This window comes from Dactylosporangium sp. NPDC049140, from assembly GCF_040648435.1.
This window is the reverse complement of the sequence record NZ_JBEZDS010000036.1, coordinates 94,219-112,211: the sequence shown is the minus strand read 5'-3', so window position 1 is coordinate 112,211 and position 17,993 is coordinate 94,219. Positions and strand designations below refer to the sequence as shown.

General features: G+C 75.7%; 18 protein-coding genes. 1 reads left to right on the top strand and 17 read right to left on the bottom strand.

The window, feature by feature from the left end:
- Positions 1 to 18: 18 nt before the first annotated feature.
- Positions 19 to 2,634 (top strand): CHAT domain-containing protein, encoded by a 2,616-nt coding sequence (locus AB0B76_RS40510; protein WP_360385708.1) that lies wholly within the window; start codon positions 19 to 21, stop codon positions 2,632 to 2,634.
- A gap of 4 nt (positions 2,635 to 2,638) precedes the next feature.
- Here the strand turns inward: AB0B76_RS40510 and AB0B76_RS40505 are convergent, their stop codons facing one another.
- The 17 genes from AB0B76_RS40505 to AB0B76_RS40425 all read right to left on the bottom strand — a co-directional run bounded on the left by AB0B76_RS40505 (position 2,639) and on the right by AB0B76_RS40425 (position 17,984).
- Entirely contained in the window at positions 2,639 to 3,424 is a 786-nt protein-coding gene (locus tag AB0B76_RS40505; RefSeq protein WP_360385706.1) for a hypothetical protein, read from the bottom strand.
- A gap of 5 nt (positions 3,425 to 3,429) precedes the next feature.
- On the bottom strand, positions 3,430 to 3,879 hold the full coding sequence (locus tag AB0B76_RS40500) for a hypothetical protein (protein ID WP_360385704.1): 450 nt from the start codon (positions 3,877 to 3,879) through the stop codon (positions 3,430 to 3,432).
- A 1-nt stretch (position 3,880) separates the two neighbouring features.
- Entirely contained in the window at positions 3,881 to 4,942 is a 1,062-nt protein-coding gene (locus AB0B76_RS40495; protein WP_360385702.1) for a PASTA domain-containing protein, read from the bottom strand.
- Positions 4,943 to 5,000: 58 nt separating this feature from the next.
- Positions 5,001 to 5,471: a phage tail protein gene (locus tag AB0B76_RS40490; protein WP_360385700.1), complete on the bottom strand. Its 471-nt coding sequence runs from the start codon at positions 5,469 to 5,471 to the stop codon at positions 5,001 to 5,003.
- Positions 5,458 to 8,028, bottom strand: a complete 2,571-nt coding sequence (locus AB0B76_RS40485) for a baseplate J/gp47 family protein (protein WP_360385698.1) — start codon at positions 8,026 to 8,028, stop codon at positions 5,458 to 5,460. Before AB0B76_RS40485 ends, AB0B76_RS40490 begins: the two co-directional genes overlap by 14 nt.
- Positions 8,029 to 8,038: 10 nt before the next feature.
- Positions 8,039 to 8,440, bottom strand: coding sequence for a GPW/gp25 family protein (locus tag AB0B76_RS40480; protein WP_360385696.1), 402 nt, complete (start codon positions 8,438 to 8,440; stop codon positions 8,039 to 8,041).
- On the bottom strand, positions 8,437 to 8,775 hold the full coding sequence (locus AB0B76_RS40475) for a hypothetical protein (RefSeq protein ID WP_360385694.1): 339 nt from the start codon (positions 8,773 to 8,775) through the stop codon (positions 8,437 to 8,439). The genes AB0B76_RS40480 and AB0B76_RS40475 overlap by 4 nt, the downstream gene beginning before the upstream one ends.
- Complete coding sequence (locus tag AB0B76_RS40470; protein WP_360385692.1) at positions 8,772 to 10,286, bottom strand: phage baseplate assembly protein V; 1,515 nt, start codon at positions 10,284 to 10,286, stop codon at positions 8,772 to 8,774. Before AB0B76_RS40470 ends, AB0B76_RS40475 begins: the two co-directional genes overlap by 4 nt.
- Complete coding sequence (locus tag AB0B76_RS40465; protein WP_360385690.1) at positions 10,283 to 11,014, bottom strand: hypothetical protein; 732 nt, start codon at positions 11,012 to 11,014, stop codon at positions 10,283 to 10,285. Before AB0B76_RS40465 ends, AB0B76_RS40470 begins: the two co-directional genes overlap by 4 nt.
- Positions 11,002 to 11,796: a hypothetical protein gene (locus tag AB0B76_RS40460; RefSeq protein ID WP_360385688.1), complete on the bottom strand. Its 795-nt coding sequence runs from the start codon at positions 11,794 to 11,796 to the stop codon at positions 11,002 to 11,004. The genes AB0B76_RS40465 and AB0B76_RS40460 overlap by 13 nt, the downstream gene beginning before the upstream one ends.
- The gene (locus tag AB0B76_RS40455) at positions 11,774 to 12,277 is read right to left on the bottom strand and encodes a phage tail protein (RefSeq protein WP_360385686.1); all 504 of its coding nucleotides are present in this window, start codon (positions 12,275 to 12,277) and stop codon (positions 11,774 to 11,776) included. The genes AB0B76_RS40460 and AB0B76_RS40455 overlap by 23 nt, the downstream gene beginning before the upstream one ends.
- Positions 12,278 to 12,290: 13 nt before the next feature.
- The gene (locus AB0B76_RS40450) at positions 12,291 to 13,493 is read right to left on the bottom strand and encodes a phage tail sheath subtilisin-like domain-containing protein (RefSeq protein WP_360385684.1); all 1,203 of its coding nucleotides are present in this window, start codon (positions 13,491 to 13,493) and stop codon (positions 12,291 to 12,293) included.
- Position 13,494: 1 nt separating this feature from the next.
- On the bottom strand, positions 13,495 to 14,160 hold the full coding sequence (locus AB0B76_RS40445) for a carboxypeptidase-like regulatory domain-containing protein (protein WP_360385682.1): 666 nt from the start codon (positions 14,158 to 14,160) through the stop codon (positions 13,495 to 13,497).
- A 6-nt stretch (positions 14,161 to 14,166) separates the two neighbouring features.
- Complete coding sequence (locus AB0B76_RS40440; protein WP_360385680.1) at positions 14,167 to 15,465, bottom strand: hypothetical protein; 1,299 nt, start codon at positions 15,463 to 15,465, stop codon at positions 14,167 to 14,169.
- A gap of 88 nt (positions 15,466 to 15,553) precedes the next feature.
- The gene (locus AB0B76_RS40435; protein ID WP_360385678.1) at positions 15,554 to 15,952 is read right to left on the bottom strand and encodes a hypothetical protein; all 399 of its coding nucleotides are present in this window, start codon (positions 15,950 to 15,952) and stop codon (positions 15,554 to 15,556) included.
- Between the two features lie 12 nt (positions 15,953 to 15,964).
- A complete protein-coding gene (locus AB0B76_RS40430) occupies positions 15,965 to 17,761 on the bottom strand; it encodes a glycoside hydrolase family 15 protein (protein WP_360385676.1) in 1,797 nt (598 codons plus the stop codon).
- Between the two features lie 34 nt (positions 17,762 to 17,795).
- Complete coding sequence (locus AB0B76_RS40425; protein ID WP_360385674.1) at positions 17,796 to 17,984, bottom strand: hypothetical protein; 189 nt, start codon at positions 17,982 to 17,984, stop codon at positions 17,796 to 17,798.
- Positions 17,985 to 17,993 lie beyond the last annotated feature (9 nt).

Here is a 17,993-nt window from a genome sequence, read left to right as displayed (position 1 = left end):
GGTGGCAGGATCGGCCGTGTGACCGAGGGAGCCTCCGAACCGCTCGCGCTGGCGGCGCGGGCGATCGAGGCGGCGGCGGGCGACCCGCGGCGGGCGCGCGCGCTCGCGGAGGTGGCCCTGGGTGCGGCCCGCCGGGCCCGTGACGCCGAGGCGCTGTCGATGGCCCACCGGGCGGCGGGCCTAGCCGCCCGGGCATCGTACGACGCCCGGACCGCCGCCGAACATCTCCGGAAAGCGGTGACCGTCGCGGTACGACACGATCGGGCGACCCCGGCGGCCGAGGCGCGGATGAGCCTCGCGCTCGTGCTGCAGGACCTGGGCCGCCCGGCCGCCGCGCTGCGGGAGATCGACGCGGCGCTGGTCGGGCTGCACGGGCTGCGCCGGGCCCGGGCGGTCATGCAGCAGGCCGTGATCCTGCGCCGGCTGGGCCGCGACGACGAGGCGATGCGCGGCTACCGGACGGCGCTGCGGGTGTTCCGGCGCGCCGGCGACCGGCTGTGGCAGGCCCGCGCGCTGAACAACCGCGGCATCCTGCACGGGTACCACGGCAATGTCCGCCTCGCCCAGGCCGACCTCGCCGCCGCGGCGGCCCTCTACGCCGAGCTGGGCCTGCCCGCCGGCGCCGCGCAGGTGCAGCACAACCGGGGCTTCGTGGCCGCGCAGGCCGGCGACGTGCCCGAGGCGCTGGCCCGCTACGCCCGGGCCCGGCCGGAGCTGAGCCGGACCGGGCCCGACGCGGTCGGCCTGCTCGACCTGGCCGAGCTGCTGCAGTCGGTGCGGCTGCTGCCGGAGGCGCAGCGGGCCGCCCAGGAGGCCCTCGACGCCGGCGCGCGGGGGCGGCTCGACGCGGTGCGGGGCGAGGCGGCGCTGCTGGTGGCGCGGATCGCGCTGGCCCGGGGCCGGGCCGCCGAGGCGCGCGCGACGGCCCGGGCGGCCCGGCGGGCGTTCGGCGCCCACGGCCGGCCGCTGCTCGCGCTGCGGGCCCTGGCCGTGGAGCTGTCCGCGACCGTCGCGGCCGGGGCCGCCCACCGGGGCACGCTGCGCCGGCTGCAGGACACCGCGGCGGCGCTGGGCCGCGCCGGGTGGCTCATCCCGGCATGGGAGGCCTGGCTCGACTCGGTGCAGCTCGCGGTACACCTCAAGGATCCCGAACGCGTGCGGCTGGGGCTCGCCGCCGCGGCCGGGGCGGCCCGGCGCGCACCGGCGGCGCTGCGGGCCCGGCTGTGGCACGAGCGGGCCCGGGCGGCGCGGGCCGGCGGTGACGTGGCCGCCGCGATCCGCCACGCCGACGCCGGGCTCGCCGAGTTCGAGGTGCACCGCGCCAGCCTGGGCGCGACCGAGCTGCGGGTGCGCAGCGGCGCCACCGTCGCCGAGCTGGCCGAGCTGCGGCTGGAGCTCGCCGTGGCGCACGAGGAGCCGGCCCGGATGCTGGCGGCCGCCCAGCGCACGAGCGCCGCGACGCTGTGGCTGCCGCCGGCCCGGCCGAGCGCCGACCCGGTGGTCACCCGCGGGCTGGCGATGCTGCGCCGGGTGCACGCCGACCTGTCCGCGGCGCCGGTCAGCGCCGCGGACTCCGGGCGGCTCATGCGCTGGCAGCACGACCTGGAGGCGCGGGTGCGGGCCCGCGCGTGGCAGGCGCAGGGCAACGGCCCGTCGGCGGGCGGCCCGCCGGGGCCGGCCGAGCTGACCGCGGCGCTCGGCCCGGCCGCCCTGGTCGACTTCGTCGCGGTCGGCGGCGTCCTGCACGCGCTCGTGGTGGCCGGCGGGGAGGTCACCCACCGGCCGCTGGGGCAGCTGGCGCCGGTGGCCGAGGAGCTCGCCGGGCTGCGGTTCGCGCAGCGGCGGCTGGTGGCGGCGCGCGGGCACACGGCCGCCGCGGAGGCCGCGGCCCGGCACGCCGCGAACGTGCTCGACGCGGCCCTGCTGTCCCCGCTCGCGGACCGCATCGGCGACCGGGACCTGGTGCTGGCGCCGGTGGCGCGGCTGCACGCGGTGCCCTGGGCCCTGCTGCCCAGCTGCCGGGGCCGGCCGGTGCGGGTGGCGCCCTCGGCGGCGATGTGGTGGCGGGCGTACCGCACGCCGGAGCCCACGGGCCGCCCGGTGCTCGTCGGCCCGTCCGACCCGCCGCACGCGCGGGCCGAGGTGGCCCGCATCGCCGGGTACGCGCCCGGATCACGGGTCCTGGACGGCGAGCGGGCCCGGGTCGCCGACGTGCTCGCCGCGCTCGACGGCGCCCGGATCGGCCACATCGCCTGCCACGGCGACTTCCGCGCCGACAACGGCCTGTTCTCCGCGCTGCGGCTCACCGACGGCCCGCTCACCATCTACGACCTCTCCGCGCTGCGGACCGCGCCCGGCACGCTCGTGCTGTCCGGCTGCGACACCGGCGTCGCGGCCGTGCACCTCGGCGAGGAGCTGCTCGGGCTGACCAGCGCCCTGCTGCAGCTGGGCACCCGCTCGGTGGTGGCCAGCACCGGCCCGGTCGACGACCGGGCGACCGCGGCCCTGATGAGCGACGTGCACAAGCGCCTCGCCGCCGGCAGCGACGCGGCGGCCGCCCTGGCCGCCGCGCAGCTGGCCGCCGACCCGGCGCACCGGTACAGCACCGGCGTCTTCGCCTGTTTCGGCGCGTGAGCGCTCAGGCCGCGATCGCGGGCACCGCCGCGGTGCGGGCCGCGTCGGCCGTCGCCCGGACCGCGGTCACGATGCCGACGATCGCGCCGACGAGCAGCACGATCGCCCACACGATCCCGGCGATGGCGCACACGATCCCGGCCACCGCGTCGGTGATGCTCACCAGCACGCCCGGCACCACGCCGTGCAGCAGGCTCACCACCACGGTGCACAGCAGCGACGTGAGCACGAGCGCCACGAGGCCCTTGTTCTGCAGGAAGCGCTGCTGCGCCGCGGCAAGCGCGCCGGCGAACACGAACTTCAGGAACATCAGCAGCGACAGGATGACGACGGCGGTACCGCGGGGAAAGAACCCGAACCCGATCAGGTAGGCGATCGTGCCGAACGGGAACGCCAGCAGCAGGGTCACCATGAGGATCAGCTTGGCGATCGCGAGCACCAGCAGCCCGGCCGCGGCCAGCAGCAGCAGGATCGCGAAGACCAGCGTCACGATCCCCTGCAGCCGGCCCTGCAGCCGCTGCGGCACCACGAGCCCGGCGGCCATGAGCGCGACGGTGAACAGGGCGGCGGCGTCGACGAGGGCGAGGTACGGCACGCCCAGCCCGGCCGGCCGCTCGACCTGCCCGCCGGCCGGGACGTCGAGCCCGGCCGCCGCGGCCTGACCGGTCAGCGCGGTGCCGGCGTCGAACCCGCCGACGATGAGGTGCTCGCCGAGCTCGACGGCGACGACGAGCGCCATCGCGACGAGGGCGATGAGGAAGAACGGGGTGCGCAGCCGCTCGAGGTTCATCGGGCTCACTCCCCCGTCACCAGGGTCAGCACGCAGGTGCGCTCGCCCGCGCAGATGACGTCGATGTCGGCGCCGGCCTTGCCGACGGCGACGCTGACCGTGGCGCCGGCCTCGACGTCGCTGCGCACGAGGGTGTCGCGGCCGGGCGCCGGGGCCTGCACGGCGAGGTTGCTGTCGCTGCGAAGCCGCACGTTGCGCTGGTCCGCCGGGGCCGCGGCGACCTTGAGCGTGCAGGTGCCGTTGGTGACCGTGAGCCGCGCCTCGCTCAGGCACGGGGCGCTCAGGTCCTTCCGGTCGGCGTCGGGAGTGCCGCCGAGCCACCGCCCGAGCCATCCGACGAACCCGCCGGGCCGCTGCAGCGCCGCGGCGTCGCCGCCGGTGTGGTTGACCGCGGAGAGCACGTACAGCACCGCGATCGCCGCCATCACGAGGATGGCGATCCGCTTCGAGCTCATGTCAGAACCCCAGCGTCCCGGTGCGCACCGGGCTGGCCGGGCCCACGATGCCGAAGTCGTCCACCGCGGCGACGGTCCACTGGAAGGTTCCGTCGAAGTCCAGGTTGTACACGTCGTACGGGGCCGGGCTCAGGTTCGACCGGGCGGGCTGCAGCGGCGGCACGGCCGAGCGCGCGTCGACGCGGACGATGGCCACCGAGACGAAAGCGCACGCCAGCGTGGGCGGGTTCTGGTTCTGCCCGATGCAGATCTTGGGCCAGTAGGCGACCGACCAATGGGTGACGTAGGGCTCGGCCTGGTCCCACTCCAGCTTGCCGTCCTTCAGGCTGATCGTCGCGTTGTCGGCCGTCTTTGGGACCGGCGGGGCGAGCCGCACGGCGATGACCAGGCCGACCGCGTCGCCCTTCTGCAGCGTGGACCCGGCCTTGACGCTCTGCTCGACGACGGTGTCGTTGCGGGTGGAGTCGTTGCGGTGCTTGACGAGGCCGGGCACGAGCCCGGAGCGGCGCAGCTCGAACGCGGCCTGGGCCTCGTTGAGCTGGGTCACGTCGGGCACGGTGGCCGGGCCCGACCCGGCGACCGCCGGCTGGGGCCGCCCGGCCTGGCCATCGCCGCCGCCGAGGGTCACCACGAGCGTGACCACGATGCCGGTGACGACGACGAGCCCGGCCGCGACCGCGATGATCCACAGTGGGATCCGGCGCCGCGGCGCCGCGGGCGGGGCGGCGACGTCGAAGACGACCCGGTTGCTCAGCACCGAGGACTCCTCGGGCGCCTCGCTGGACGAGTACACGCGGCCGCGGACCTCGTAGGTGCCGGGCGCGGCGCCGGCGGGCACCGCGACGGCGAGCAGGAAGGACGCCGACCCGCTGGCCGCGACCTGCCGCTGCGGCTGGTCGACGGTGAACCACGCCGGGTCCGCGCTGTCGCCGGGGACGACCTCGAAGACCGCGCGGTCGGCGCGCGTCCCGGGGTTGGTGACGGTGAAGGTGGTCTCACCCTGTTTGGCGTCGTCGAGCGCGATGCGCTCGGCGGCGGTGGTGACCACCCAGCTGGTGGACATGAAGGTTCCTCCTTGTGACGACTCAGGCGAGTCAGGCGAGTCAGGCGAGTCAGGCGGCTCAGGCGATGTCGACGGTGACGGCGGCGGGCTTCTCCAGCGCCACCGCCATCCGGATCAGCGGTAGTTGGTCGCGGGCGGCCTCGGGCACCCGCACGACGATGTGGAAGGGCCGGTCGGCGGGCTCGTCGACCGCGAATCCGCCGACGCCGGTGACGGTGCCCAGCAGCGCGCAGAGCCCGGCGGCGGTACCGCGGGCCCGCGCCAGCTCACCGGCGCGCGCGGCGAGGTCGCGGCGCCGGCCCGGGGGCAGCGAGCGCCCGAGGTGGTCCATCGCGAGCCAGCTCAGCAGGTACGGCAGGAACGCGTCCGGGGCCCGGTAGGGCGCGACGAGGTCCTCGACCGCGGCCAGCCGGCGCTCGACCGGCTCGTGCATGCCCTCCATGACGTCCAGCAGCGCGGCGAGGGCTCCGCCCCCGGCGGCCCGCTGGTACACCGCCGGCAGCAGGCGCTCGATCTCAGTCCGTCGCATCGGCGCGCACCACCTCGATGTCGTGCTCCGCCGAGCAGAGCAGCCAGGTCTCCGGGATCGTCACCGGGCCGGTGGTCTCCCGCCCGGCGGTGAGCGCCCATCCGGCGCCGTCGTCGGTGCGGTAGACGCCGCTGCCCGTCCCGGCGAGCACCCGGCGGGGCTGGCCGCCGGGGGCGCCGGCGGCCAGCGAGGACACCGGCGCGAACCGGGTCCGGTCGCGCAGCGGCAGCCCGCTGTTGACGCTGCCCGGCACCCACTGGGGGGAGGGCGCGGCCCCGTCGAGGCGCAGCACGCCGGCGCTCTGGGTCGCGGCCAGCACCGTGGGCCCGTCGAAGTCGATGTCCCAGCAGGTGCCGCCGGACCAGCCGGCGCCGAGCCGCTCCCAGCGCACGTCGGCCTCGAACAGCCGGGCCCGGTGGCAGCCCTGGCCGGGCTTGTTCGGGTCGGACTCGCCGGCCCCGACCCACAGCACCGTCGCCGGCCCGTCGTACTGCACCTCGAGCGCCCGCGCGTCCACCTTGGCCAGCCCGATGGGCACGAACGAGCCGGCCGCGCCGCCCTCGACCGACAGATAGACCCCCAGCTGGGCCTGGGCCGCGACCGCGACGCCGTGCACGCCGCGCTCGGACACGAAGGCCCGCACGCCGGCAAAGCCCCGGTCGGGGTCGGACGGTGCGACCAGGATCTGCAGCGGTACCGCCCCCGCCTCCGCCGCGACCTCGTAGAGCCCCGCGTCCGTGGCGCACAGCAGCGCGGCCGCGCCCTCGCGGTCGATCCAGGCCACATCGGCGACGGCGGGCTCCAGCGCGGCCACGAGCGTCCACGTCTCGCCCAGGTCGGCCGAGACCCGGACCACCGAGCCGCCGTCCGCGTCGCGGGTCACGACCGCGAGGTGCCCGGGGCGCGCGACGATGCCCGGCCGGGCCGCCTCCGGGGCGACCGCGACGATCCGCACGTCCTCGCCCGGGAACCGGCCGACGGTCTCCCAGCCGGCACCGCCGTTGGTCGAGCGGAACAGCAGCCCGGCGCTGCCCGCGTACCAGGTGTCGCGCTGGTAGCGGTCGGCGGCCACGGCCCGCACGGCGCCGTCGGGCACCTCGTCGAGCACGAAGCGGACGTCCTCGACGTAACGCACGCCGGGCTCGGCCTGCTCCAGCATCCGGTACACGTTCGACGCGCGCAGCGGCTCGCCGAACGCCCAGCCGGTCGGGCTGGCCGGGGTCGGCAGCGGGCTGATGGTGGCGTGCAGCCGGTCGTTGACGCGCCGCCGTACCGCGTCGACGTCCTCGTGCGGGCCGACGACGACCCGGCCGCGGACCGAGACCGCCTTGTACCGCGCCCAGCCGGCCAGGACCTTGGTGCCGAGCGCCCGCCGGGCGTCGAGGTCGCCCTGGGTCTGCGCCCGCACGTCCTCGGTCTGCCGGCCCAGCATCGTGGCCATCGGCAGCCGCCCGCCGGTCCGCGACTCCTCCCCGACGTGCGGTACGAGCACCACCTCGACCTCGCCGGGGCGCGCGAACGCCCACATGCTGCTGCGGGTGAACGCCTTGGCGCGCGCCACGGCCGCAGACGCCGACGTGGCCAGCAGCTCGAAGTCGCGGGCGGTGACGGCCCGGCGCAGCGCGAAGAACTCGTACGGGCCGCGGGTCAGGGCCGCCTCGGTCCGCTCCATCTCGCGGCCGCCGACCGCCGGGTCGGGGTTGGTGACGCGCACGCCCGGGATCGGCTCGCGCAGCGCGGTGAGCGTGCCCGCGGCGACGTTGCCGGACGGGCCGCCGCCGGTGCGGTACCACAGCCGCACCTCGCGCCCCGCGGCCGGGACCGCGGCGACCGGCACCCCGGCGTCGTCGACCGCCGGGGCGAACGTGACGGTGCCGGTGCTGCGGTCGAGCAGGTACACGCGGGCGTCCGGGGCCAGGCCGGCGAACCCGTCCACCGGATGCCAGATCTCGAAGGAGCGGCCGCCGAAGTCCCGGGCCGCCGTGCCGTCGGCGACCTCGCCCGCCGGGGTCTCGACGCCGAGCATGACGTCGAACGGCTCGGTGGTGGTGACGAGCGGGGCGTGCGCGGTGCGCAGCACCTGGCCGGGCCGTCCGGTGCCGAGTCCGAGCAGCTCGGCGGCGACCGGCTCGCAGTGGTGCCCGCGGACGCTCGCCTCCGCGGCGCCCTCGGCGAGCACGACCGGCTCGGTCGTCACGAACGCCACCGGGCGCGGGTCGGCGCCGGCCGCGGCGAGGACCGCGGTGCCGGCCGGGATCTCCACGCGCGGCCGGTCCTCGCCGGTGCGGGCGAAGGTGAGTGCCGTCCACGCGGCGGCGGGCGGGCGGCGGGCCACCCCGAGCAGGTTCAGGAACTCGACGTACGTCTTCTCCGGGACCCGGTTGAGCCGGTACAGCAGCACCTCGGTCAGGTGCGCGAACGCCTCGACCAGGGTGATGCCGGGATCGTGCACGGACAGGTCGGTCCACTCGGGACAGGTGCGGGCGATGCGCTCGCGGGCCTCGCGGACGAGGTCGGCGAAGGCGCGGTCGTCGAGGTTCGGGGCCGGAAGGCTCATGACGGGCTCCTCATGCGGGTGTACCGGGCTCGGCCGGCGCGAGGTCCAGGGGCAGGTCGATGACGCCGAGCGCGGCCGTGGCCCGCACCCGGTAGCGCAGCCGGATGTTGAGCCGCGTCGGGCGGTCGGGGTCCGCCGCCGCGTCGAGCTCGACGATGTCGGCGCGCGGCTCCCAGCGCTGGACCGCCTGGCGCACGTAGTGCACGGCGAGCCCGGCGGTGGTCTGGTCGTTCGGCGCGAACAGGAGCCGGTTCAGGTGGCAGCCGTACTCCGGCCGCATCAGCCGCTCGCCGGGGGTGATCGCGAGCAGCAGCAGGAGCGCCTGTCGTACGGCCGCGTCGCCCTCCACCATGGACAGCGTCCCGGCCGCGGTGACCGCGAGGCCGTTGTCGAGGAAGCGGATCGCCCTCATGCGTCGGCCCCCGCGAGGCCCTGGCCCGGATCCCGGACGGTGTAGTGCACGGTGCCGGGTACCGTGCCGTCGGTGAGCCCGTCCAGGTTGGACAGCACGATCCGGCGGCCGTCGATGCGCAGCCACGAGCTGTAGCCGGCGCTCACGGCGAGCGTCGTGGTGCACGGCTTCATCGTCGGGCCGATGTTCGGGCAGCCCGCGATGGGCCGCCGCTCGGGGTCGGCGTCGACGAGCACGGGGCCGCCGGCGGCGCGCACCCACGTCTGCGAGGCCGCGTTCTGCACGCGGCCGTCGTGCCCGCAGCGGACCACGGCGGCCAGGGTCACGAGCTTCACGAGGGACCTCCCGGGACGGCGATGATCGCGTGTTCGAAGTCGACGGTGCCGGCCCGGACCGTGATGCCGTGGCCGGGCGCCTCCAGCACCAGGTCGCTCGCGGCGTGCAGGCGCAGCAGGTCGGGGCCCAGCTCGACGTAGGAGCCGGCGTCGTTCTGCAGGCGCAGCGACCGGCGCTCGTCGTCGACGACGACGGACTGGCCGGACGCGGTCCGCATCGACCAGCGCCGGACGCGGCCGCCCTCGACCCCGGCCCCGTCGGGCGCGGCCGCGGTGCCGTAGAGGGAGCCGACGACGAGCGCGCCGCCGTACGCGTCCTGGGGCAGCGCCACCAGCACCGCGTCGCCGACGTCGGGCAGCACCACGAGGCCGCGGCCGGCGCCCGCCCCCGGCACGAGCACCGGCAGCCAGCCCAGGTCGAGCCCGGCGACGGCGCCGAGCCCGACGCGGACCCGGCCGCAGCCGTCGGGGTCGCCGACGTCGGTGACCGTGCCCAGCGTGAGCGCCGCCCCGCCGCGGGACGCGGGGCGCTCCGGCGGCCGGGTGGACAGGGCGGCCAGGTACCCGTCGGCGTCGACGGTGGTGATGACCTCGGTCAGCACGTAGCCGCCGTCGAGGGCCGGAGCGATCCCGTCGACCCGGACCCGCCCGCCCGGCCGCAGCCGCGGGTCGCCGTCGGCCACCCCGTCGAGCACCACCGTGCGGGCGTCGCTCGCGTCGAGGGCCGCCTGCGCGACCGCCTGCAGCTCGTCCGCCCCGCCGGCGGCCTCGTCGAGCAGCGTCAGGGTGCCCGCGCCGCCGTCGGTGCCCGGGCTGGGCCGCAGCCCGATGTCCCGGCCGCCGCCGGGGCGCTCGGCCGCGGCCGTCAGCAGGTCGGCGGTGCGGGGCCGCCAGGCCGACGCGGTGCATCGGGCCACGGCGCGCTCCAGGCTGGCGGCGACCTCGGCGCGGTGGAGGTTGCGGCCGTACCGCAGCGCGACCGCCTCGCCGTGGCCGGCCAGCGACACCAGGCGCAGCGCAGCGCCGTCCACCGCCGCATAGAGCCCGACCCGGGCGAGCGTGGCGACCAGCACCTCCAGGTCGCGCTGGCGGTGCTGCACGATCCGCTCGAAGCGCGGCCCGCGCTCCCCGGCCTCGACACTCAGCCCGATCCCGCCGGCGATCGCCTCGGCGAGCCCGGCGGCGTCCACGTTCTCGAAGCACCGCGGGGTCTGCCGCTTGCGCAGCCGGTGCAGCGCGTCGTAGGCGACGAGCCGCGACCCGGCCTCGCCGTCGGCGGCGCGGACCACGTCGGCCCCGGTGACCTCCCCGGCGAACAGGTCCTGCCCGTCGCCGGCCACCCGCACGGTGATCGCGACGCCGAGCAGCTCCGTCGCCCGGCCCAGCGGGTCGTCGAGGGTGAGCTCGCACTGCGCGGGCTGGGAGAGCCGCCGCGCCACGCGGACCGCCCGCACCCGGCACCCGTCGGGCAGCGCCGCGCCCCCGGCCCGCACCTCGACCGCGGGGATCACGGCGCGCTCCCATCCGGGGGCACGGCCAGGACGGTGCCCGCGGTGACGGCGAGGGGGTCGACGACGTCGTTGTGGGCGGCCAGCTCGCGCCAGCGCATCGGGCTGCCGAGCGCCTCGGCGGCGAGCAGGTCCAGGCGGGCCGAGCCGGGGGCCCCGTCCGGCCGCCCGCCGTCGCCGATCGCCTCGACCGCGGCCGGGCGGTCGGCGCCGGCCGTCGCGGTCGCGGAGCGGGTCAGCTCGTCGTCGAACGAGCGGGCCGAGGCGGCGTCCGGCTCGCCGACGCGCAGCAGCTTCAGCCGGATCCAGGAGCGCCCCGGCGCGCCGCCGGAGTTGAACGCGTCGAACCGCTCGGCGATCGCCGACACGACGCAGGGCACGTTCCACGACTTGCCCCACACGAGCCGGATGAGCGGCGGCCGGCCGTTGCCCAGCTCCTGGGCGGAGTTCTCGGCCAGGTTCCACAGCCGCGCGGTGAGCGCGCGCACGTCCTGCGGCGCCCCGGCCGTCTCCATCAGCCCGACGTCGAAGACCATGTCGAGCTGCAGCTCCGTGCGGCCGCCGCCGGTGTAGCGCACCGGGTCGTCGGCCCGGCCGCGCCCGACGATGGGCTCGGCCCCGGCCGCCGGGGTGCGCACCCCAGCCAGCCGCCTGACCTCGAAGGTCTCCGGGTTGAGCAGGCAGTCGATCCGCTCACCGGTCGTGTCGACGATGAACGCTACGCGTTCCATGGCAGTCCTCGCTGTTCCTCGTCCAGGTACCGGTCGCGCTCACGGCGCCGCGGGCGCGGCGCGACCGTCCACTGTGCTGTGTCGTCGGGCAGTTCGGGCCAGTCCCCCGGCCGGATCGCGCCGGGGCTCCCGTCCCACCCCGGGCTCGCGGCCTCGTCCGCGTGCACGACCGGGCCGAGGGCCGGCATCGGCTCGCCGTGGCCCGGGTCACCGATTCGCGACCGAACCTCCGGCCGGCCGGCCGGCGCTGAAGACGGCCACCCGAAAGCCGACCGAACGTCCGGCGCGGACGCCGGCTCGCCGGAAGCCGACCGAGCGTCCGGCGCGGACGACGGCCGCCCGAATTCCGGGCGGGCGCGCAACGGCTCGAAGTCGGTCCCAACCGGCCGGGACGCCGCATTGTCCGGTGTGGACGGTGCGACGGAGGCCGGTGCGGACGGGCCCGGTGAGTCCGGTGCGGACAGTTCCGGGAACCGTGCCGTGCCGAAGTCCGCCGACGGCCCCGCGCCCACGGGAGCGCGGCGGTTGACCACGTCGAGCCAGTGCTGCGGAGGTCGCGCCGGCCTGGACGGCGGGGTCAGGTCCGGGGGCAGATCCAGGTCCACGTCGGATTCGAGCGGGAGCAGCTGGTCTTCGAACGGCAACGGTGGGTCGAGGACCGGCGGGGGCGGCGCCGCCAGGCGGTCGGCCAGGCGCTCGGCCCGCTCGGCGAGCCGGCGCGCCCGGGCCGCCCCGCGGCGCAGCCCCGCGGCGAGGCCGTTACGCAGTCGCCGCCGGGCCACCGCCGGCCTCCCGCTGCAGACCCTCGTGCGCCAGCGACAGCGTCTCGATGGCCAGCTCCCGGCTCATGGCGTCCAGCGGCGACCCGTACCACTCCTGCGGCCAGGCGTTGATGAGGTTCCAGCGCAGTACCTCGGTGGAGCCGGACGAGTCGAGCAGCACGATCGAGGCGTTGCGGCGGCTGACCCGGCCCTCGACCGCGGTCATGAGCCACTCCCACAGGTCGGCCGAGCGGGTCAGGCCGAAGCGCAGCGTGACCGGCGGATAGGTGACGCGGCTCGGGATCGCGCGCACGACGCTGTTGTTGCCGGCCTCGCGGTATGAGATCCGCTCGACCTTGACCCCGAGCCCGGTCACCTCCGTGAAGTGGCCCTCGGTCACGTTGTTGACGAGCAGCTTGAAGTTGTAGGCCCGGTAGGGGTCGACCCAGTTGCCGGGCTGGGCCGCCGGGGTCGCGGCGGGCGCACTCAGTGGCGTGGTCATTGGCGGGGCTCCCTTACTGCGCTTCGGTGCCGACGGACGACTGGCTGAGCTTGAACACGACGAACTCGGCCGGCTTCACCGGCGCGACCCCGATGAGCGCGACGACCTGGCCGGCGTCGCGCACCTCCGGCGGGTTGGTCTCCGCGTCGCACTTGACGAAGAAGGCCTGCTGCGGGGAGGCGCCCATGAGCGCGCCGTCGCGCCAGACCCGGGTGAGGAACGCGCCGACGTCGCGGCGGATCGAGCGCCACAGCTGCTCGTCGTTGGGCTCGAAGACGATCCAGCGGGTACCGTCGGCGATGGACTCCTTGAGCATGCTGAACAGCCGCCGCACGTTGAGGTAGCGCCACTCCGAGGCCTCGGCGGCCAGCGTGCGGGCGCCCCACACGCGGATGCCCTCGGCCGGGAAGTAGCGGATGCAGTTGACCCCGGCCGGGTTGAGCAGCTCCTGCTCGGCGCGGGTGATGCGGTACGTGAGGTCGAGCGCCCCGCGCACCGGCTCGTTGGCGGGCGCCTTGTGCACGCCCCGCAGCGTGTCGGTCCGCGCCCAGATGCCGGCCACGTGCCCGCTCGGCGGCGTCGGCACGATCTCGCCGGTGATCGGGTCGCGCACGACCAGCCACGGCAGGTAGAAGGTGCCGTAGTCGGACTGGCGCGGCCGCAGCGCGCCGTCGTTGACCGGAGCCGGCGGGGCGTCGCCGTCGCCCTTGGGCTTCTTCGGCACGGCGGCGGTCGCGACGCGGGTGAACCGCTCGACCTCGGCCGGCTCCTCGGGCGGGTCGAGGATCGCGACCCGGTCGCCGAGGGCCTCGCAGTGCTTGAGCAGTTCCTCGTGGGAGGCGGCGTCGCTGTAGCCGGGAGCGGCCACGATCGCGATCTCGTCGATGGCCTCGAGCAGGCCGAGGCCGCTGCGAGCGCGCCCGGTGCCGCCGATCGGCTCGCCCGGGCCGACGTTTACGACGTAGCAGCGGCCGCCGCCGTTGTCGAAGAAGCCGTACACGGCGCGGGACAGCGCGGTGCTGCTGCCGGGCCCCTCGCCGCCGAAGGCACGCAGGAACTCCGACCACGACCCGATCGCGACGGCCTCGTTGCGCCGCGCGCCGCCGTCCGGGGCGGTGCCGACGAAGCCGGCGGTGCTCGTGCCCACCGCCCCGATCGGCCGGGCGCCGCCGCTGACCTCTTCGACGTAGATGCCGGGTGATGCGTAGTGGGGCATGTCAGTCCTCTCTGAACTCGCAGCGGATCACCGCGGGCTGACCGTCCGCGGGAACCTGGTGTTGGAAGTGCCGGCCGCGGCCGCTGAGCCGCAGCGCGACCGGGCCGCCGGCGACCGCGCCGGGCAGCGCGAACCGCCCGGCGCGATCGGTCTCGGCGCCGACCCGCCCGTCCGCGGTCTCGACCCGCATCCCGGGCAGCGGCACGCCGCCGGGGCCGAGCACGGTGCCGTGCAGGGTCGCCATCGGCGCGGTCCGCAGTTGCAGCGGCCCGGTGACCCGCGGCACGGCCCGCACGGGGCGCTCGAGCCGGGCGACGACGTCGAGGTGGAAGGCGGGGCGTGGGGCCAGTCCGGCGCTGAGCCACAGCTCGGCGGGGACCGGCTCGAACACCGCGGGGTGCGGGCCGCCGACCGTGGCCTGCAGCAGCCGGTCCAGCGAGGCGAGGTCGTCGGGGCGGCCGGCGCAGCACAGGTACCGCAGCCGCAGCCGTACCGCCGCGACGCCCTCGCCCGGGCGCAGTTGCTGCTCCGGCAGCAGGCCGAGCAGCCAGAGGTACACCTGCGACCGATCGCCGGCCGGTGGGCCGGACGCGACCGTCAGGCCGGCCGCCCGGGCCCACGCCAGCAGCTCCTCGGTCACGGCCGGGATGACGCCGGAGGCGGGCATCGCCGGCTACATCTCCTCTTCGGAGAAGAGCTTCAGCGGCGCCTGGGCGATCGGCCGGTCGCGCTCGTCGAGCGCGACGAAGATCGAGTTGTAGTCCGGCTCCTCGTCGTCGCCGACCTCGTCGGGCTCCTCGTCGAGGAAGTACACCAGCAGCACCAGGAACGGCAGGATCGGTGCGACCGACTGCTGCAGGGTGGTGCCGCCGCCCGACGGGCCACCGTCGCCGCCACCGCCGCCGGTCTTGGGCCGCGGCTTGCCGAGCACGGACGGCGCGCCGACCACCTCCCCGCCGAAGATCAGCCGGGCCGTGCGGGACAGGCCGCTGGCGAAGTCGAGGGCCCAGGCCAGCTGGCGGTGCAGGAACAGCCGCTTGTCGGTGCGCCGCAGGTACTCGTTGAGCGCCTGGTGCGCCTCCCGCGGCTTGCGGAGGATGTCGAGCGTCTCCGCGCTCGTGTCGCCGGACTCGCGGCGCGCCTTGGCCCGCTCGTCGAGGAGGCGGTTCCAGGCGAAGAACGAGCGCAGCATCACGTCGAACACGAACGGGGCGAGCGGGTTGTTGATCCCGTCGACGGTGCGGACGGCGTGCCGGCCCTCGCCGTTGGCCTGGAAGAAGATGTCGCCGGTCTCGAGGTCGACGATGTGGCGGTGCTCGGCGTAGCCGTCCAGGCCGTGGTTGAACCGGCGCGTGCTGGCCAGGTACTGGATGATGAGGTACTTGCCCTTGCGGGAGACCTTCACGTGCGAGCGCTCGATGATGTTGCTGCCGAGGGCGGTCAGCGACTCCATCGTGGCGATCCGCTCGGGCGTGAGCTCCTCCTGGGTCAGGGCCCGGGGCACGTACCCCTCGTCCTGGCCGGCCCACTCCAGCGGCAGCTCGGTCATCCAGGCGTCGCGGCGCGGCGACGGCGCGAAGCAGCTCAGCAGCGCCGCGATGACCTCGCTGTAGTCGCCGGCCCCGTAGTACCGCGCCCGGGCGAGCTCGCTGAGCTGCCCGCCGTAGATCAGGGTCGAGTACTTGTGCCCCTTGTCGTCGATGACCACCCACGTGCGCTTCTTCCACTTCGCCGCCTTGACCGCCGCGGCGTGCGTGGTGACCCACTCGATGGTCTTGTCATCGACGCCCTCGGACTCGAAGTCGTCGTCGCGCGCCATGCCCCAGATCGCCGACGGCGCCTTGACGCGGTCGAACTCGAGCAGCGGCAGCACCGTGAGCTCGTGGCGCGTGAACCGCGCCAGCCGGCCGACGTTGACGCCGATCCGCAGGTACGGACCGCGGTACCGGAGCAGGGGACGGAAGAGATGCATGGGGCGTTCCCTTCGTGCGGCGGTGCGGCTCTCCCGCACCAGGCCTCACAAAGAGCCCCGGCGAGTGCCCCGAAATACTCGGGTTCTGTCAGCTACTCGACGTACGCAGGACGAGGTCGACCGCCTCGGGCCAGTCAGGTTCGTCGAAGTACGCCTCGACGTCGTAGTGCCCCGGTGGGAGGTGCACGGTCATCGTGGCCGGGGACTCGCGCTCGACGTCGCCGATGACGAGGCGGCCCGACGGCACCGCGATCGGGGCCGCGCCCATCGGCGGCCCGGTCAGCGCCGGGCCGGGGGCGTCGCGCCAGACGCGCACGGTCACGTCGTCGAACACCGCGGGGGCGACGCGGCACACGATCGCGTCCTCGCCCGCGACGAGCGGCACGTCGCGCTCCGGCTCGTCGGGCAGCGTGGCGAAGTCGGAGTCCGCGTCCGCCACCACGAGCAGGCCCCAGGGGAAGCCACCCCGGCCCTCGGCGATCATCATGCCCCCATCGTGTCAGCCCAGGGCCCGGTCGAGGCGGATCGCCGCGTTGATGAGGCCGAGATGGGAGAACGCCTGCGGGAAGTTGCCCAGCTGCTCCCCCGTCGGGCCGATCTCCTCGGCGTACAGGCCGACGTGGTTGCTGTACGTCAGCATCTTCTCGAACGTCAGGCGCGCCTCGTCGAGGCGGCCCGCGCGCACGAGCGCGTCGACGTACCAGAAGGTGCACATCGAGAAGGTGCCCTCGGCGCCGGCGAGACCGTCCGGGGACTTGAGCGGGTCGTAGCGGTACACGAGGCTGTCCGAGACGAGGTGCTCGTCGATCGCGTCCAGCGTCGACAGCCAGCGCGGGTCCTCCGGGGCGATGAAGCCGACGATCGGCATGTAGAGCAGGGCGGCGTCGACCACGTCGGTCTCGTAGTGCTGCGTGAACGTCTCGGCGGCCGGGTTCCAGCCGCGGGCCATCACCTGGTTGTAGACGGCGTCGCGGGCGGCGGTCCACCGGGGCAGGTCGGCCGGGGCGCCGAGCACGCGGGCGATGCGGATGGCGCGGTCGAACGCGACCCAGCACATGAGCCGGCCGAAGGTGTTGTCGTGCCGCCCGCTGCGGGACTCCCAGATGCCGTCGTCGGGCCGGTCCCACGAGTCACAGAGCCGGTCGATGCTGCGGGTGAACGCGCTCCAGCCGTCGTAGGCCGGGCGCAGGCCGGAGCGGAAGCCGCGGTACATGGCGTCGAGGGCCTCGCCGTAGATGTCGAGCTGGAGCTGGCCGTTGGCGTCGTTGCCGATGCGGACCGGCTTCGAGCCGCGGTAGCCGCGCAGGTGCTGCAGGCTGAGCTCGGGCAGGTCGGTGGAGCCGTCGATGCGGTACATGATGCGCGGCTCGCCCTCGGTCACCCGGTCGCGCAGCCAGCTCAGGAACGCCCGGGCCTCGTCGCGGTAGCCCAGGCCGAGCAGGGCGTGCACGGACAGGGAGCCGTCGCGGATCCAGGTGTAGCGGTAGTCCCAGTTGCGCTCCCCGCCGACGAACTCGGGCAGCCCCGCGGTGGGGGCCGCGACCGGGGCGCCGGTCGGGGCGTAGGTCAGCAGCTTGAGCGTGACGGCCGAGCGCTCCACCTGTTCGCGCCAGCGGCCGGTGTACCGCGACTGCCCGACCCAGCCGCGCCAGTAGTCGCGCGTCCGCCCGTACAGCCGCCAGATCTCGTCCGTCGCGACGGTCCGGGGCGTCTCGGACGGTCCCGTGGTAAGCACCATCCCGCCGCTGTCGCCCTCGTGCGCGTCGAGCACGACCCGGACGCCGCCGTTGACCCGCTCGATCTGGCTCGCCAGCTCGGTGCGGCCGGGGTTGAGGGTGAGCGCCTGGCCGCCGCCGGTGAACACGACGCCGGACTCGGTGATGTCGATGTCCGGCTCGGCCCGCCCGTAGTCGAACGCGGGGGAGCACTCGAACACGAACCGGCCGTGGCCGCGGACCATCCGCATCACGCGCACGATCTGGTGCCGCTCGGCCGGCTCGTCGCCGGTGACCGGCATGAAGTCGAGCACCTCGCCGACGCCCTCGGGGCTCATGAAGCGCGTGATGAGAATGGCGGTGCCGGGCAGGTACAGCTGGCGGCTCACGAAGTCGTCGCGCTCGGGCCGGAACCGGCAGAGCCCGCCGCCGGCGTGCCCGTCGTCGACCAGGGCGGCGAAGATGCTGGGTGAGTCGAAACGCGGCGCGCAGAACCAGTCGATCGACCCGTCCTCGGCGACGAGGGCGGCGGTCTGCAGATCGCCGATCAGTCCGTGGCGCTCGATCGGGGCAGTCTCCATACCCCGAGGGTGGCGGTCCCGGGTGGTACCACCATCACCCTTCCGGGGTCGTCGTGACCGCCGGGAACGAGGCCCAGATGTGCTTGGCGTCGACGGTGGCGTACCAGCCGACGTCGAGCGACAGCTGCCGCGCCAGGTGCAGCCCGCGGCCGCCCGAGTCCGTGGGCTCGACGTCGCGCAGCTGCGGGAACGCCTGCATGTCGTGGTCGGCGATGTCGAGCACGAAGCAGCC

What these genes read in the sequence shown, in the direction of transcription:
- AB0B76_RS40485 (WP_360385698.1), bottom strand. Translation starts at nt 8,028, where the DNA reads ATGAGCCTTCCGGCCCCGAACCTCGACGACCGCGCCTTCGCCGACCTC.
- AB0B76_RS40430 (WP_360385676.1), bottom strand. Translation starts at nt 17,761, where the DNA reads ATGGAGACTGCCCCGATCGAGCGCCACGGACTGATCGGCGATCTGCAG.
- AB0B76_RS40435 (WP_360385678.1), bottom strand. Translation starts at nt 15,952, where the DNA reads ATGATGATCGCCGAGGGCCGGGGTGGCTTCCCCTGGGGCCTGCTCGTG.
- AB0B76_RS40455 (WP_360385686.1), bottom strand. Translation starts at nt 12,277, where the DNA reads ATGACCACGCCACTGAGTGCGCCCGCCGCGACCCCGGCGGCCCAGCCC.
- AB0B76_RS40495 (WP_360385702.1), bottom strand. Translation starts at nt 4,942, where the DNA reads ATGTCCACCAGCTGGGTGGTCACCACCGCCGCCGAGCGCATCGCGCTC.
- AB0B76_RS40490 (WP_360385700.1), bottom strand. Translation starts at nt 5,471, where the DNA reads ATGCGACGGACTGAGATCGAGCGCCTGCTGCCGGCGGTGTACCAGCGG.
- AB0B76_RS40445 (WP_360385682.1), bottom strand. Translation starts at nt 14,160, where the DNA reads ATGCCCGCCTCCGGCGTCATCCCGGCCGTGACCGAGGAGCTGCTGGCG.
- AB0B76_RS40500 (WP_360385704.1), bottom strand. Translation starts at nt 3,879, where the DNA reads ATGAGCTCGAAGCGGATCGCCATCCTCGTGATGGCGGCGATCGCGGTG.
- AB0B76_RS40480 (WP_360385696.1), bottom strand. Translation starts at nt 8,440, where the DNA reads ATGAGGGCGATCCGCTTCCTCGACAACGGCCTCGCGGTCACCGCGGCC.
- AB0B76_RS40465 (WP_360385690.1), bottom strand. Translation starts at nt 11,014, where the DNA reads ATGGAACGCGTAGCGTTCATCGTCGACACGACCGGTGAGCGGATCGAC.
- AB0B76_RS40440 (WP_360385680.1), bottom strand. Translation starts at nt 15,465, where the DNA reads ATGCATCTCTTCCGTCCCCTGCTCCGGTACCGCGGTCCGTACCTGCGG.
- AB0B76_RS40450 (WP_360385684.1), bottom strand. Translation starts at nt 13,493, where the DNA reads ATGCCCCACTACGCATCACCCGGCATCTACGTCGAAGAGGTCAGCGGC.
- AB0B76_RS40505 (WP_360385706.1), bottom strand. Translation starts at nt 3,424, where the DNA reads ATGAACCTCGAGCGGCTGCGCACCCCGTTCTTCCTCATCGCCCTCGTC.